This is a genomic window from Enterobacter cloacae complex sp. P27C, from assembly GCF_014895705.1.
In the GTDB taxonomy this organism is placed as follows: Bacteria; Pseudomonadota; Gammaproteobacteria; order Enterobacterales; family Enterobacteriaceae; genus Enterobacter; species Enterobacter bugandensis.
The window spans coordinates 22,646-37,021 of record NZ_JADBQB010000013.1 but is presented as its reverse complement, the minus strand read 5'-3'; the positions used below and the strand labels follow the sequence as shown (position 1 = coordinate 37,021).

The following is a 14,376-nucleotide window of genomic DNA, read 5'->3' as shown; positions in this document are numbered from 1 at the left end:
TCGAAACTATACCTTCGATGATTTTAATTCATTTCAGTCGATGACGTACGCTCACTATACTGGCGCCTCGTCTCATTTCTGAGGAAAACCCCCATGGCCGTGGCGTTAAGCCGTGTTACGCCTGCCGTTGTGCAACGACTCCAGGTCCCGGTTCAGGTACTGCTCTACGCGGGACTGTTTATTTTTGCGGAATACCTTGTCGACTGGCTGCATCTGCCTTTACCCGCCAACCTGGTGGGAATGGTGCTGATGCTGGTGCTGATCCTCTGCCGCGCGTTGCCCCTCAGCTGGGTGCGCGCCGGCGCGCGCTGGCTGCTGGCGGAGATGCTGCTGTTCTTCGTTCCGGCCGTGGTGGCGGTGGTGAACTATGCGCAGCTGCTGATGGTCGACGGCTGGCGCATCTTCACGGTTATTGCCCTGAGCACGCTGATGGTGCTGGGTGCCACCGCCTGGGTGGTGGATAAGGTGTACCGGTTCGAAATCAGCAGGCAAAAGCATGACTAACTTTCAGATAAGCGTGTTGTGCCTGATCGTGACGGTCGCCATCTACTTTGCCAACAAGCGCCTGTATCGCCGCTTTCGCACGCTGCCGCTGATGCCGCTGGTCTTCACGCCGATCCTGCTGGTGCTGATGCTGGTCTTCGGCCATATCTCCTGGCAGAACTACATTGGTGAATCCCACTGGCTGCTGTGGCTGCTCGGCCCGGCGACTATCGCCTTTGCGGTGCCGGTGTATGACAACCTGGCGATTATCAAACGCCACTGGATGTCGCTCAGCGCGGGCGTCGTCACCGCGACGGTGGTGGCGGTCTGTAGCTCCGTCTGGCTGGCGCGGCTGTTTACCCTCTCCGATGAAATTCAGCGCAGCCTGGCCGTGCGCTCGGTGACCACGCCGTTTGCGCTGGCGGCCGCCAAACCGCTCGGCGGGCAGCCGGATCTGGTGGCGCTGTTTGTGGTGGTGACGGGCGTCTTTGGCATGGCGGTGGGAGATGTACTGTTCCTGCGGCTGTCCATTCGGGAAGGGATGGCGAAAGGGGCGGGCTTTGGCGCGGCGTCGCACGGAGCGGGGACGGCGCGTTCGTATGAACTCGGTCAGCAGGAGGGCGTGGTGGCAAGCCTGGTGATGATGCTCTCGGGCGTAACGATGGTGCTGATTGCGCCGCTGGTGGCGTGGGTGATGTTTTAAGTTCCCCGGCCAGCATGACCGGGGAGAAAGGCTTAGTGTGCGCGGCCCTGCTCAACGCCGAGGCCGGTTTGTGAGCGGATAAACTGGGCGCGGAATTTCTCACGCTCCAGGTTACCCTCCGGCGAGTTGTCGGTAGCCGAGAAGACCCAGATACCGATAAACGCCACGGCAATGGAGAACAGCGCCGGGTACTCGTACGGGAAGATAGCGCTTTCGTGACCGAGGATCTGCACCCAGATGGTCGGGCCGAGGATCATCAGAATTACCGCTGTCAGCAGGCCGAGCCAGCCGCCTATCATCGCCCCACGGGTGGTCAGTTTGGACCAGTACATGGAGAGCAGAATGATTGGGAAGTTACAGCTTGCCGCAATTGAGAAGGCCAGTCCCACCATAAAGGCGATGTTCTGCTTCTCAAACAGGATCCCCAGCAGAATAGCGACCACGCCCAGCACCAGCACGGTGATTTTGGAAACCTTCAGCTCGTCGCGCTCGCTCGCGCCTTTACGGAAGACGTTGGCGTAGAGGTCGTGCGATACCGCAGACGCGCCCGCCAGCGTCAGCCCGGCGACCACCGCAAGGATGGTGGCGAAGGCCACGGCGGAGATAAAGCCGAGGAACAGGTTGCCGCCCACCGCGTCGGCCAGGTGCACCGCCGCCATGTTGTTACCGCCAATCAGCGCGCCCGCCGCGTCTTTAAACGCCGGGTTCGCGCCCACCAGCATGATCGCGCCGAAGCCGATGATAAAGGTCAGGATGTAGAAGTAACCCATAAAGCCGGTGGCGTAGAAGACGCTCTTACGCGCTTCACGCGCGTCTGACACCGTGAAGAAACGCATCAGAATGTGCGGCAGGCCAGCGGTACCAAACATCAGGCCGAGACCAAGAGAGAGCGCGGAGATCGGATCTTTCACCAGCCCGCCCGGGCTCATGATCGCTTCTCCTTTCGGGTGGACAGCCATCGCTTCGGTGAACAGGTTATTGAAGCTGAAGCCGACGTGCTTCATCACCATAAAGGCCATAAAGCTCGCGCCGAACAGCAGCAGTACGGCTTTGATGATCTGCACCCAGGTGGTGGCCAGCATGCCGCCGAACAGAACGTACATCACCATCAGCACGCCCACCAGCACCACCGCGACGTGGTAGTTCAGGCCAAACAGCAGTTCGATAAGCTTGCCCGCGCCCACCATCTGGGCGATCAGATACAGCGCCACCACCACCAGCGAGCCGCAGGCGGAGAGGGTACGAATCGGCCCCTGCTTCAGGCGATAGGATGCCACGTCAGCGAAGGTGTAACGTCCCAGGTTGCGCAAGCGTTCGGCAATCAGGAACAGAATGATCGGCCAGCCGACGAGGAAGCCGAGGGAGTAGATCAGGCCGTCATAGCCGGAGGTGTACACCAGCGCGGAGATCCCGAGGAACGAGGCGGCGGACATAAAGTCACCCGCAATCGCCAGGCCGTTCTGGAAGCCGGTAATGTTGCCGCCCGCAGTGTAGTAATCGTTACGGGAGCGAACGCGTTTCGACGCCCAGTACGTAATGTACAGCGTCAGCACCACGAAAATCAGGAACATGACGATAGCCTGCCAGTTGGTTGGCTGGCGCTGTACCTCGCCGGTAATGGCATCCGCCGCGTGGGCGGCAAAGGGAAGTGTGGCCGCAAGCGCCGTCAGGACTCGCTTCATGATGCTTTTACCTCTTGCAGTACCGCTTTATTAAGACGATCGAACTCACCGTTCGCACGCCAGACGTAGACGCCGGTCAGCACAAATGAAATCACGATCACGCCAATGCCAATGGGGATACCGCGCGTCACGCTGGTGCCCTCATGTAACGGGGTGCCCAGCCAGTGCGGCGCAAAGGCGATCAGCAGAATAAAGCCGACATAGATAATCAGCATGATGATGGAAAGGGTGAAGGCAAACCGTTGCCGCTTATCGACGAGCTCCCTGTAGTGCGCACTATTCTCTATCTGCTGACAAATATCGTTATTCATCACAGAAATCTCCAGAGGTAAGGTTGGTTTGTTTTATCCCCTCTCCCCTATGGGGAGAGGGTGAGGGGAGGAAGGTGCGGTCTGATGCCCTCACCCCGGCCCTCTCCCACGGGGAGAGGGGGAAAAAATTATGAAGGCATTGCGATGGCCTGCTTCTCTTCGAGCAGTTTGTCCACCACGCCAGGATCGGCAAGCGTTGAGGTATCGCCGAGGTTGCTGGTATCGCCTGCCGCGATTTTGCGCAGGATACGGCGCATAATCTTGCCGGAACGGGTTTTCGGCAGCGAGTCTGTCCAGTGCAGTACGTCCGGCGTGGCAAGCGGGCCAATCTCTTTACGTACCCAGTTGCGCACCTCGGTATACAGCTCCGGCGACGGCTCTTCACCGTGGTTCAGGGTGACGTAGGCGTAGATCGCCTGGCCCTTGATGTTGTGAGGAATGCCGACCACCGCCGCTTCGGCAATCTTCGGATGCGACACCAGCGCGGACTCAATTTCTGCCGTACCCAGACGGTGGCCGGAAACGTTCAGCACGTCGTCCACGCGTCCGGTGATCCAGTAATAACCGTCTTCATCCCGGCGCGCGCCGTCGCCGCTGAAGTACATGTTTTTAAAGGTCGAGAAGTAGGTCTGCTCGAAGCGCTCGTGATCGCCAAACAGCGTGCGCGCCTGGCCCGGCCAGGAGTCTGTGATCACCAGGTTACCCTCGGTGGCGCCTTCCTGCGGATTGCCTTCGTTATCCACCAGCGCAGGCTGCACGCCGAAGAACGGACGGGTTGCCGAGCCGGCCTTCAGCTGCGTGGCACCCGGCATTGGGGTGATCATGAAGCCGCCGGTTTCGGTCTGCCACCAGGTGTCCATCACCGGGCACTTCTCGTTACCGATTTTCTTCCAGTACCACTCCCAGGCTTCCGGGTTGATGGGCTCGCCCACGGAGCCGAGGATGCGCAATGAGGAGCGGTCAGTGCCCTCGATGGCCTTATCGCCTTCCGCCATTAACGCGCGGATCGCCGTTGGCGCGGTGTAAAGAATGTTGACCTGGTGCTTATCGACCACCTGACACATGCGCGCCGGGGTCGGCCAGTTCGGTACGCCCTCAAACATCAGCGTCGTTGCGCCGCAGGCCAGCGGGCCGTACAGCAGGTAGCTGTGTCCGGTGACCCAACCCACGTCGGCGGTACACCAGTAGATGTCGCCCGGATGGTAGTCGAAGACGTATTTAAAGGTGGTGGCCGCATAGACCAGATAGCCGCCGGTGGTGTGCAGTACGCCTTTCGGTTTACCGGTTGAGCCGGAGGTGTAAAGAATAAACAGCGGATCTTCCGCGTTCATCTCTTCCGGCTGATGCTGGTCGCTCGCTTTTTCAATCAGGTCGCTCCACCACAGGTCACGCCCCTCGTGCCAGTCGATCTTGCCGCCGGTACGCTTGAGGACAATGACGTTATTGATGGATTTGACGTTCGGGTTTTTCAGCGCTTCATCGACGTTTTTCTTCAGCGGAATACCGCGCCCGGCGCGTACGCCCTCGTCGGCGGTGATCACCAGCTTCGAGTTCGAGTCAACGATGCGCCCGGCAACCGCTTCAGGGGAGAAGCCGCCGAAGATGACGGAGTGGATCGCGCCAATACGCGCGCAGGCGAGCATAGCTACCGCCGCTTCCGGCACCATCGGCATGTAGATCGCCACCACGTCGCCTTTTTTAATCCCCTGGTCCAGCAGCACGTTAGCGAAGCGGCAGACGTCGCGGTGCAGCTCTTTATAAGAGATGTGTTTGCTCTGAGAGGCATCGTCGCCTTCCCAGATAATGGCCGTTTCGTTGCCGCGTTCGGCAAGATGGCGGTCCAGGCAGTTCGCCGCCAGGTTCAGCGTGCCGTCTTCATACCATTTAATGGAGACGTTGCCTGGCGCGAAAGAGGTATTCTTCACCTTCTGATAAGGTTTGATCCAGTCAAGGATGTGACCCTGCTCGGCCCAGAAGGCGTCCGGGTTGGTAACAGATTGCTGATATTTCTCGTGGTACTGCTCCGGGGTGATCAGGCAACGGTCCGCAATGTTTGCGGGAATGTCGTGTTTGTGTATTTGGCTCATGGCTTTTTTTCTCCTTGTAAGATGTTAATAATATGTCGCAAAAACGTTAATAGTAGGGGCTTTACAAGCTTTGTTTAGTATTTGGGCGACAGATCACGCATTGTTTGAACAGGTTGAAAATTGAGCGAATGAAACTTTGAAGGGAAATAATTCACGATGCCGATTATTCACAATTCTTTATAAAAAAGCGTTTTTATAACAAAAGGTTATTTATCAGAATTATGACAAACTTGCGTCATAACCGCTTTTGATAGTGAAATGCGTCGTTCTTTAAGGCTTGCGCAACAGGTCGTGCAAATGATACTCATACGCCGCGTTAAAAAATCCCATAAACCAACGCAACACAATTCATACCCTTTCAGTATGTCTCCATATTCATGCAGTTTTGCTGGTGCGGAGATTTCATTGAGGAAGTCAGTTTCTATGAAAAATTTGAAAGTCAGCCTGGCCTGGCAGATCCTGCTGGCCCTTGTGCTGGGCATCTTGCTGGGCAGTTATCTTCATTATCATAGCGACAGCCGCGAGTGGCTGATTGCGAACCTGCTCTCTCCGGCAGGCGATATTTTTATTCATCTGATTAAGATGATTGTGGTGCCCATTGTGATCTCGACGCTGGTGGTCGGTATCGCGGGCGTCGGCGATGCGAAGCAGTTAGGCCGCATTGGCGCGAAAACTATTCTCTATTTCGAAGTGATCACCACGGTTGCGATTATCCTCGGCATAACGCTGGCGAACGTATTCCAGCCAGGCTCCGGGATCGATATGTCGCAGCTGGCGACGGTGGATATTTCGAAATACCAAAGCACCACCGCTGACGTGCAGAGCCATTCCCACGGTCTGATGGGGACTATCCTGTCGCTGGTGCCGACCAACATCATTGCTTCCATGGCGAAAGGCGAGATGCTGCCGATCATCTTCTTCTCGGTGCTGTTTGGTCTGGGGCTCTCCTCGTTGCCAGCGACGCACCGCGAGCCGCTGGTGACCGTGTTCCGCTCTATCTCCGAAACCATGTTCAAAGTGACCCACATGGTGATGCGCTACGCGCCGGTTGGGGTGTTCGCGCTTATCGCCGTGACCGTGGCGAACTTTGGTTTTGCCTCCCTGTGGCCGCTGGCGAAGCTGGTGATCCTGGTGCACTTCGCCATTCTGTTCTTCGCGCTGGTGGTGCTGGGGATTGTGGCGCGCCTGTGCGGGCTGAGCATCTGGATCCTGATCCGTATCCTGAAGGATGAACTGATTCTGGCGTACTCCACCGCAAGCTCCGAGAGCGTGCTGCCGCGCATTATCGAGAAGATGGAGGCGTACGGTGCGCCAGCGTCGATAACGAGCTTCGTGGTGCCGACCGGCTACTCCTTTAACCTGGATGGCTCGACGTTGTACCAGAGTATTGCGGCGATCTTTATCGCGCAGCTGTACGGCATTGACCTGTCGCTGTGGCAGGAGATCGTACTGGTTCTGACGCTGATGGTGACCTCAAAGGGCATCGCAGGCGTGCCGGGCGTCTCCTTCGTGGTGCTGCTGGCGACGCTGGGCAGCGTCGGTATTCCGCTGGAAGGCCTGGCGTTTATCGCCGGTGTGGACCGTATTCTCGATATGGCGCGTACGGCGCTTAACGTGGTGGGTAACGCGCTGGCGGTGCTGGTTATCGCCAAGTGGGAACACAAATTCGACCGTAAAAAAGCGCTGGCGTATGAACGCGAAGTGCTGGGTCGTTTTGATAAGACGGCTGACCAGTAACATCCTAAGCCCGGTGGCGCTGCGCTTACCGGGCCTACGGGTTTTGTAGGCCGGGTAAGGCGAAGCCGCCACCCGGCATGTTATTCTCCGCTCAACGCATCAAACTCCTCACACCCCGTATCAAACCCTTCGGTACAGCTCAGGTTTAGCCAGTAGAGCGCTTTCTGCTTATTCGGCGTGATAAAGCCTTTCTCACCCTGCTGGAACAGCATTCCTGCCCAGTATTCCGCATAGCCCGTACGTGACAGTGACGAGCTGCGCTTAAACCATGACGCCGCCTGTACGTCATCCTGCGGCACCTCTACGCCGTTGGCATAAATCAGCCCCAGCAGCAGCTGCGCATCGACCGCCGAGTCGTTGTCGATATCTTCGGCCGCCGTTTGCAGGAGCTTGATGGCCTGAGGATAGTCGGTTTTACCCGCCTGCGTGTTCACCATAATACGCGCCAGCATAATCGTGCCGCGCTTGCTGCCGGCGATGGTGGCCTGCTGCGCCAGCGCTTTAGCCTGAGCGTAATCCCCCTGCGTAAAGAGGATCTGCGAGAGTAACCCCATGGCGTCGACATCACCGCCTTTCGCGGCTTTCTCGGCCCACAGCGCTGCCTGCTTTCTGTCACCGGAGCTGAAGTAGGTATCGGCGAGATAATACTGGGCGCGGGCATCGCCGGCTTCCGCCTGCTTCTGATACTGGCTGCCTATCTCATCCGCGCGGGCGAACGACGTAAAAAATAACAACAACAGAAAAATGGCTTTCATGGATTCTTATCATCTGGGTACACGCCGCGCAGTATAATCGCGGTAGCAAAAGAAAAAAATGGGTGCATTAAGACCTCAACATCCTACAAGCCGGGCGAAACCGTGGTTTCGCCCGTAGAGGTTAGCCTGCCACGGAGGCTAATTTCGCCGCCACCTCCTGATGTTCACTCTTTATTGAAAACTCGCACAGTCTACCGCGAGTAATAAAGACGATGCCTAACGCAGTTTTTAATGGCGTCATGCCTTTTACTCCTTGTCAAAAAAAGAATAAGAGGCTACTCTCAACCTGTTGGTAGTTGAGGGGTAGCCTCGGGTGAATGAAAATTTCCCGGGGCTTTCCACTTTCTGTCCCTCAACAATGCTCAAGACAGAAAGTCTTAAGCACCCGCCGCACATCTTATCCTTCTGAATTAAAATGCAAAGATGTAATTCTGTTCTGAGCAAATTACATTATTTTGCGAGCCGCTTTCCAGAATAATAATTGATATTTTTAATGTTTTAAGCGGAAATAAAAAGGGAGTGAATAACTCACTCCCTTTATTCAACGATTAATTAACGGCTTCAACCCATTGCGCTTTCACGCAGCCGTGCTTTCAGCTTGTTATATTCGTCGATCACATACTGTTCCGCCGCGTGCTGATCCGCAATCGGCTCCACGTTGACGGCGCAGTATTTATACTCCGGCGTTTTGGTTATCGGGCTGAGGTTCTCCGTCACCAGCTCGTTACAGGCACCAATCCACCACTGGTAGGTCATATAGACCGCCCCTTTGTTTGGACGGTCGCTGACCTGCGCGCGGGTAATGATGCGGCCTTTGCGCGAATTCACCCACACCAGCGCTTCATCCTCAATGCCGAGGCGCTCCGCATCGGCGGTGTTGATCTGCGCGTAGCCCGGTTCGTCCGCCAGCGCCGCCAGCGCGGCGCAGTTGCCGGTCATCGAACGGCAGGAGTAGTGGCCTACTTCACGCACGGTAGAGAGCACCATCGGGTATTCGTCGGTGAGTTTATCGATCGGCGCAACCCAGTCGCAGGTGAAGAACTGCGCCAGCCCGTTCGGGGTGTCAAATTTCTCTTTAAAGAGATACGACGTCCCCTGGTCGGCCTCAGACTCGTCCCGGCACGGCCACTGGATGTAGCCCAGCTCACCCATTTTTTCATAGGTTGCCCCATAAAAGTCCGGGCACAGATGCCGCAGCTCGTCCCAGATCTCCTGGGTGTTGTTGTAGTGCATCGGGTAGCCCATGCGGGTGGCGATTTCGCTGATGATCTGCCAGTCCGTTTTCAAATCCCACTTCGGCTCGACCGCCTTAAAGAAGCGCTGGAAGCCGCGGTCCGCCGCCGTATAGACGCCTTCATGCTCGCCCCAGGAGGTCGACGGGAGAATCACATCCGCCGCCGCCGCGGTTTTGGTCATGAAGATATCCTGGACAATCACCAGCTCCAGATCCTCAAAGCCTTTGCGCACCGCAGACAGCTCGGCGTCGGTCTGGAGCGGATCTTCACCCATGATGTAGGCCGCCCGCACTTCACCGTGCGCCGCGCGGTGCGGCAGCTCGCTGATGCGATAACCGGTGTGTGCCGGCAGGCTCTCCACGCCCCAGGCCTTCGCGAACTTCTCGCGGTTTTCCGGGTACTTCACGTACTGGTAGCCCGGATACGTGTCCGGCAGCGCGCCCATGTCGCAGGCACCCTGGACGTTATTCTGGCCGCGAACCGGGTTAACGCCGACGTGCGCTTTGCCCAGATTCCCGGTCAGCATCGCGAGGCTGGTCAGGGAGCGCACGGTTTCCACGCCCTGGTAGAACTGGGTCACGCCCATGCCCCACAGGATGGCGGCGGTTTTCGCTCCGGCATACATCCGTGCCGCCTGGCGGATCTCCTGCGCGCTCACGCCGGTTATCGCCTCTACCGACTCCGGCGTGTAGCCTTCGACAATTTTCCGGTACTCTTCAAACCCTTCCGTACGCGTGGCGACAAACGCCTGGTCGTACAGGTTCTCCTCAATAATGACGTGCCCCATCGCATTCAACAGCGCGATATTCGAGCCGTTTTTCAGCGCAATGTGCATATCCGCAATGCGCGCGGTTTCGATTTTGCGCGGATCGCAGACGATGATTTTCGCCCCGTTCTGTTTAGCGCGAATCACGTGGTTCGCGACGATAGGGTGAGAATCCGCTGGATTATAACCGAAGATAAACACCAGATCGGTGTTATCTATCTCGTTGATAGCATTACTCATTGCGCCGTTACCGACCGACTGGTGCAGACCTGCAACCGATGGGCCGTGTCAGACGCGAGCGCAGCAGTCGACGTTATTGGTACCAATAACGGCGCGCGCGAATTTTTGCATCACGTAGTTGGTTTCATTCCCGGTCCCGCGTGAGGAGCCGGTGGTCTGAATGGCATCCGGGCCATACTTGGCCTTAATGGCACTCAGGCGCGTGGCGACGTAATCCAGCGCCTCGTTCCAGGAGACGGCTTCCAGCTTGCCGCCGCGCTCGCGGCGGATCATAGGGTTTTTCAGGCGCGGGGTGAGGATTTGTGTATCGTTAATAAAATCCCAGCCGTAATACCCCTTCAGGCACAGCGTGCCCTGGTTGGTTTTCCCCTGCGCGGCCTCCGCCCGGACGATTTTGCCGTTATCGACCACCAGGTGGATCTTGCAACCTGAGGCACAATAAGGGCAAACCGTGACGACTTTTTTCATCAGTCTGCTCCAGTTAATCAAATCTTTCGCACCGACTAATGCAGCTTCTATGCCATGTTTTTAGTGGGGTTACTCACCGGCTTTACGCTGCATTCCCGGCGAAATCCCTGACGAAAAGCAGACAATCGTCAAAATTGACGTGTCGAATGAGCGGCGGATGTGACATGGGTTGAATTTCCGTCACGGAAAAATTCATTTCACTGGAGCCGACGGCAGAATGGTTCAGACTTAACATAATCCCCTGACGGAAGCATATGATGAAACCGGCGATTCTGGTGGTTGATGACGATATGGCAGTGTGTGAACTGCTGCAGGATGTGCTGAGCGAGCACGTCTTTAGCGTGCTTGTCTGCCATAACGGTCAGGACGCACTGCGCCAGGTACAACAGGAGCCGAGTATCGCGCTTGTGCTGCTGGATATGATGCTGCCGGATATTAACGGCCTGCAGGTTCTGCTGCAGCTGCAAAAGCAGCGTCCGGCGCTACCGGTGGTGATGTTAACCGGGTTGGGCAGCGAGTCAGACGTGGTGGTGGGGCTGGAGATGGGGGCCGACGATTATATTGGCAAACCGTTCAACCCGCGCGTGGTGGTCGCCCGCGTGAAGGCGGTGCTGAGGCGTACGGGCGTGCTGGCGGCGGAAGCTCCCGCCGCGGGCATTGTGTTTAACGGATGGACGCTGGATACCTCCCGCTGCGAGCTGAGCGATCCGCAGCGTAATACCGTGCCCTTAACCCAGGGCGAGTACGGCCTGCTGCTGGCGCTCACGCAGAATGCCCGCCGGGTGCTGAGCCGCGATCGCCTGCTCGAGCTGACCCACAGCGAAAGCGCCGACGTGTTCGATCGCACGATTGACGTGCTGATCATGCGCCTGCGCCGGAAAATAGAGGCTAACCCGCATCAGCCTGCGCTTATCAAAACGATCCGCGGGCTGGGTTACGTGTTTGCCTCCGATGTGAGCCGACCCGAACAGGCGGCATAAGGCTTACGTTATCGCCGGAACAATGATGGCGGCAAAGATTGCAGCGATGCACAGATACTTGATGGCGTAATAGGCCTTACGGTTTCTTTTTTTCAGACGCTGTCCCCGCTCGCGGCCCGCATGAACGTATTTAAAAATGCGGTTAATGCCGCCGGTGCTGTCATTCTCGTCATTCGGTGAGCGGGCTGCAGACATCAGCGTGGTCCCCACCCAATGGTTAACCGCCTGCGCCCAGCGCCACTTCATCGGACGTTCAATATCGCAGAAGAGAATAATGCGCGTTTGATCCGATTTATTTTCTGCCCAGTGGACGTAGGTCTCATCAAAAATAACGGCTTCGCCATCCCGCCAGCTGTGGCGCTGCCTGTCGACTTCAATAAAGCAGCGATCGTCATTCGGTGTGAATAAGCCCAGATGGTAACGAACCGATCCCGCGTACGGATCCCGGTGCTTACCCAGCTTCGCACCCGCCGGCAGCTCGGCAAACATGGCCGCCTTCACCGAGGGGATTTCACTCACCAGCCGGGTCGTCACCGGGCATAAAGACTGCGCGGAGGGATGGGCATCGGCATACCATTTCAGGTAAAAACGTTTCCAGCCGCGTTTAAAAAAGGTGTTAAAGCCAGCGTCGTTATTATTTTCCGCCGCCTTAATATGATGCTGCAAACGCAGCGCCTCTTCGCGAATAACCAGCCAGTTTTCCGTCAGCTTATTTAATTCCGGGAAGCGCTCTGTTTCAAAGAAAGGCTGCCTGGCGGGCAGGGAAGAAAACGCCGTCATAAACATATTGATGGGGGCCATGAACGTCGAATGGTCGAAGAGCTGACGAGAAAGCGTCTGTTTTTCTTTGCCGCGTGAATGCGCATAAATAACGCTGATAATGAAAATACCGATGATGATTGCTGCGAACATTTTTCCCTTGTCCTCTTTCTATCTCATTTCGGAAAAGCGTGCGGACAGAGTGCTGCCCACGCCGAATATGCCAGATGGAGAGAGTGTAGTTCGGGAATATAAAATTCATAGAACTGTAATGAAAAATCGCAATTATTGTTAAACTAAGCGCTCTCGCGAATAAACGCCTGCAGCTCGGCCAGCGTTTTTGCGCCGTCAATCGCATTGGCGGCCAGCAGGCTTGCTCGCGCGCAGGCGTGCGCCAGATAAATACTTTCTGTCAGCGGCAGCGATTCATGGCAGCCGTATAAAAAGCCGGCGCAAAAGGCATCGCCCGCGCCAACGCTGCCGATAATCTCGTCCTGCTCCAGCATCCATGACGGGATCCAGCAACCCGCTTCACCGCGAGCTTCTCCCCATGCGCCTTCCGGACAGTGGATCACCACCCGCTGGCGTACCCCGGCCGCCAGCAGCTGCGCCGCGGCGTCGGCGATATGGACAATGTGCGGGGCGTCGTTTTCGTCACGCATTGTCAGCCCGCTAAACTCACCGGCCTCGAGCTCGTTAATCACCAGATAATCCAGATGGCGCAGGGCAGGGAGTACCAGTGGCTGATAGCGCGGGTCGCCCTTGCGGGACACCAGGTCAAGGGAGGTTTCATACCCCTGCTCGCGCATCTGCGCCAGCAGCCGCGCGCTGCGGGTGCCAAACTCGTCATCCGGCATATCCAGGCTGTCGAGCAGCAGCAGGTAGCCGAGATGGAAGATCTTCATCGATCCATCGAGACGATCGAAGGCGGGAAGATCCAGCAGACGGTTGGCGCCCGGCGAGTGGAAAAAGGTGCGCTGCCCGCTGGGATCGGTCATCACCTGCGACATGGAGGTTGGCGCAAAGGTGGTGCGCTGTACGCGCTGGCGGTTGACGTGGTACTGGTCGAGCATCGCCAGAATGTAATCCCCGTCGCCGTCTTCCCCGATCAGCCCCACCGCCTGCAGCGGCAGGCCGGCGTGCATTTTCGCCAGCGTCAGCAGCACGTTGAGCGGCGCGCCGCCGGTTGAGCGTTCGCTGTGGGTGATTTCCGCCAGCCAGCCGCGCTCCGGCCACTGCACGATCTGGTGAACGTGATCCACCAGCATATTGCCTGCGGCGATGATGCCTTTGCGTTCCATTATGCCTGCCCCGCGCTGCCGAAGATGCGCATCTGCTCGGCGACCGTATCGGTTATCGCCTCTTCTATCCCCAGCAGCAGTTCGGCAAACTCATCGTACAGCGGCTGGCGGTTCGCCATACGCTGCTCAACGGCGGCGAGCGCGGCCTGCGACATGCCGGTGTAGAAGTTGATTTTATGAATGCCCAGCTCGATGGCGCGGCGGAAGTCGGCATCGCTAATCCCGGAGCCGCCGTGCAGCACCAGCGGCAGCCCCGTCTGCTGACGAATGGCGTCCAGGCGCGGGAAATCGAGCTTCGGTTCGCCTTTGTATTTGCCGTGCGCGTTGCCGATGGCGACCGCCAGCGCGTCGATGCCGGTCTTATCGACAAACTCCCGCGCCAGCTGCGGGTCGGTAAAGAACGCTTCATCCGCATGTCCGTACAGCGCGCCGCCTTCATCCCCGCCGACCGCGCCCAGCTCCGCCTCCACCGAGACGCCCACCGCGTGGCACATCTTCACCACTTCCCGGGTCTGGCGAATGTTCTCCTCGTAGCTCAGCGTCGAGCCGTCGAACATCACCGAGCTAAACCCCAGGCGCAGGGCGCGCACGACGGCCTCGAAATGCAGACCGTGGTCGAGATTCAGCACCACGGGAATATCGTGACGGGCGGCTTCGAACTTGACCGCTTCGACCAGCGAATCCAGGGAAACATACTTAAAGTGCACTTCGGCGATGTTGATGATAAACGGCGAGCGTTCCTGCTTTGCGGCGGCAAACAGCGCGCGCAGGAAATGGGAGTCGAGCACGTTGAACGCGCCCAGCGCGTAGCGATGTTTCCTGGCGTGCTCAAGACCGTCGGCAAGAGAAATCAGTGGCATCATTCACTC

General features: G+C 57.5%; 13 protein-coding genes. 4 read left to right on the top strand and 9 right to left on the bottom strand.

Going from position 1 to position 14,376, the window contains the following annotated elements; all coding sequences use genetic code 11:
* The first annotated feature begins 93 nt into the window (after window positions 1–93).
* Together IM291_RS20090 and IM291_RS20085 are read left to right on the top strand one after the other, a co-directional pair.
* Window positions 94–504 (top strand): CidA/LrgA family protein, encoded by a 411-nt coding sequence (locus IM291_RS20090; RefSeq protein ID WP_048959362.1) that lies wholly within the window; start codon window positions 94–96, stop codon window positions 502–504.
* A complete protein-coding gene (locus IM291_RS20085; RefSeq protein WP_045630755.1) occupies window positions 497–1,186 on the top strand; it encodes an LrgB family protein in 690 nt (229 codons plus the stop codon). Before IM291_RS20090 ends, IM291_RS20085 begins: the two co-directional genes overlap by 8 nt.
* Window positions 1,187–1,218: 32 nt before the next feature.
* On the opposite strand, the gene actP is transcribed toward IM291_RS20085, so the two are convergent.
* The 3 genes from actP to acs all read right to left on the bottom strand — a co-directional run bounded on the left by actP (window position 1,219) and on the right by acs (window position 5,266).
* The gene (gene actP / locus IM291_RS20080; protein WP_192987553.1) at window positions 1,219–2,868 is read right to left on the bottom strand and encodes a cation/acetate symporter ActP; all 1,650 of its coding nucleotides are present in this window, start codon (window positions 2,866–2,868) and stop codon (window positions 1,219–1,221) included.
* Window positions 2,865–3,179: a DUF485 domain-containing protein gene (locus tag IM291_RS20075; protein WP_028015185.1), complete on the bottom strand. Its 315-nt coding sequence runs from the start codon at window positions 3,177–3,179 to the stop codon at window positions 2,865–2,867. The genes actP and IM291_RS20075 overlap by 4 nt, the downstream gene beginning before the upstream one ends.
* A 128-nt stretch (window positions 3,180–3,307) precedes the next feature.
* The gene (gene acs / locus IM291_RS20070; RefSeq protein WP_192987552.1) at window positions 3,308–5,266 is read right to left on the bottom strand and encodes an acetate--CoA ligase; all 1,959 of its coding nucleotides are present in this window, start codon (window positions 5,264–5,266) and stop codon (window positions 3,308–3,310) included.
* 423 nt (window positions 5,267–5,689) lie between these two features.
* Here acs and gltP point away from each other — a divergent pair, with 423 nt between their 5' ends.
* Window positions 5,690–7,003: a glutamate/aspartate:proton symporter GltP gene (gltP, locus tag IM291_RS20065; protein ID WP_028015187.1), complete on the top strand. Its 1,314-nt coding sequence runs from the start codon at window positions 5,690–5,692 to the stop codon at window positions 7,001–7,003.
* An 80-nt stretch (window positions 7,004–7,083) separates the two neighbouring features.
* On the opposite strand, the gene IM291_RS20060 is transcribed toward gltP, so the two are convergent.
* The 3 genes from IM291_RS20060 to fdhF form a co-directional block, all read right to left on the bottom strand.
* Window positions 7,084–7,758: a tetratricopeptide repeat protein gene (locus tag IM291_RS20060; protein WP_045261055.1), complete on the bottom strand. Its 675-nt coding sequence runs from the start codon at window positions 7,756–7,758 to the stop codon at window positions 7,084–7,086.
* 121 nt (window positions 7,759–7,879) lie between these two features.
* Window positions 7,880–7,999 (bottom strand): Hok/Gef family protein, encoded by a 120-nt coding sequence (locus IM291_RS20055; RefSeq protein WP_048999401.1) that lies wholly within the window; start codon window positions 7,997–7,999, stop codon window positions 7,880–7,882.
* 320 nt (window positions 8,000–8,319) lie between these two features.
* Window positions 8,320–10,467 carry a formate dehydrogenase subunit alpha gene (gene fdhF / locus IM291_RS20050; RefSeq protein WP_080350978.1) on the bottom strand — a complete coding sequence of 716 codons (2,148 nt, stop codon included), beginning with the start codon at window positions 10,465–10,467 and terminating at the stop codon, window positions 8,320–8,322.
* Between the two features lie 257 nt (window positions 10,468–10,724).
* Here fdhF and IM291_RS20045 point away from each other — a divergent pair, with 257 nt between their 5' ends.
* Complete coding sequence (locus IM291_RS20045; protein WP_048999405.1) at window positions 10,725–11,447, top strand: response regulator; 723 nt, start codon at window positions 10,725–10,727, stop codon at window positions 11,445–11,447.
* A gap of 3 nt (window positions 11,448–11,450) precedes the next feature.
* Here the strand turns inward: IM291_RS20045 and lpxO are convergent, their stop codons facing one another.
* From lpxO to IM291_RS20030, 3 genes are all read right to left on the bottom strand, one after another.
* A complete protein-coding gene (gene lpxO / locus IM291_RS20040; RefSeq protein ID WP_028015193.1) occupies window positions 11,451–12,359 on the bottom strand; it encodes a lipid A hydroxylase LpxO in 909 nt (302 codons plus the stop codon).
* Window positions 12,360–12,502: 143 nt separating this feature from the next.
* A complete protein-coding gene (locus IM291_RS20035; RefSeq protein WP_048999402.1) occupies window positions 12,503–13,507 on the bottom strand; it encodes a carbohydrate kinase family protein in 1,005 nt (334 codons plus the stop codon).
* Entirely contained in the window at window positions 13,507–14,367 is an 861-nt protein-coding gene (locus IM291_RS20030) for a ketose 1,6-bisphosphate aldolase (RefSeq protein ID WP_028015195.1), read from the bottom strand. The genes IM291_RS20035 and IM291_RS20030 overlap by 1 nt, the downstream gene beginning before the upstream one ends.
* Window positions 14,368–14,376 lie beyond the last annotated feature (9 nt).

What these genes read in the sequence shown, in the direction of transcription:
- IM291_RS20075 (WP_028015185.1), bottom strand. Translation starts at nt 3,179, where the DNA reads ATGAATAACGATATTTGTCAGCAGATAGAGAATAGTGCGCACTACAGG.
- actP (WP_192987553.1), bottom strand. Translation starts at nt 2,868, where the DNA reads ATGAAGCGAGTCCTGACGGCGCTTGCGGCCACACTTCCCTTTGCCGCC.
- IM291_RS20030 (WP_028015195.1), bottom strand. Translation starts at nt 14,367, where the DNA reads ATGCCACTGATTTCTCTTGCCGACGGTCTTGAGCACGCCAGGAAACAT.
- acs (WP_192987552.1), bottom strand. Translation starts at nt 5,266, where the DNA reads ATGAGCCAAATACACAAACACGACATTCCCGCAAACATTGCGGACCGT.
- IM291_RS20055 (WP_048999401.1), bottom strand. Translation starts at nt 7,999, where the DNA reads ATGACGCCATTAAAAACTGCGTTAGGCATCGTCTTTATTACTCGCGGT.
- IM291_RS20060 (WP_045261055.1), bottom strand. Translation starts at nt 7,758, where the DNA reads ATGAAAGCCATTTTTCTGTTGTTGTTATTTTTTACGTCGTTCGCCCGC.
- IM291_RS20090 (WP_048959362.1), top strand. Translation starts at nt 94, where the DNA reads ATGGCCGTGGCGTTAAGCCGTGTTACGCCTGCCGTTGTGCAACGACTC.
- IM291_RS20035 (WP_048999402.1), bottom strand. Translation starts at nt 13,507, where the DNA reads ATGGAACGCAAAGGCATCATCGCCGCAGGCAATATGCTGGTGGATCAC.
- lpxO (WP_028015193.1), bottom strand. Translation starts at nt 12,359, where the DNA reads ATGTTCGCAGCAATCATCATCGGTATTTTCATTATCAGCGTTATTTAT.
- gltP (WP_028015187.1), top strand. Translation starts at nt 5,690, where the DNA reads ATGAAAAATTTGAAAGTCAGCCTGGCCTGGCAGATCCTGCTGGCCCTT.
- IM291_RS20045 (WP_048999405.1), top strand. Translation starts at nt 10,725, where the DNA reads ATGAAACCGGCGATTCTGGTGGTTGATGACGATATGGCAGTGTGTGAA.
- IM291_RS20085 (WP_045630755.1), top strand. Translation starts at nt 497, where the DNA reads ATGACTAACTTTCAGATAAGCGTGTTGTGCCTGATCGTGACGGTCGCC.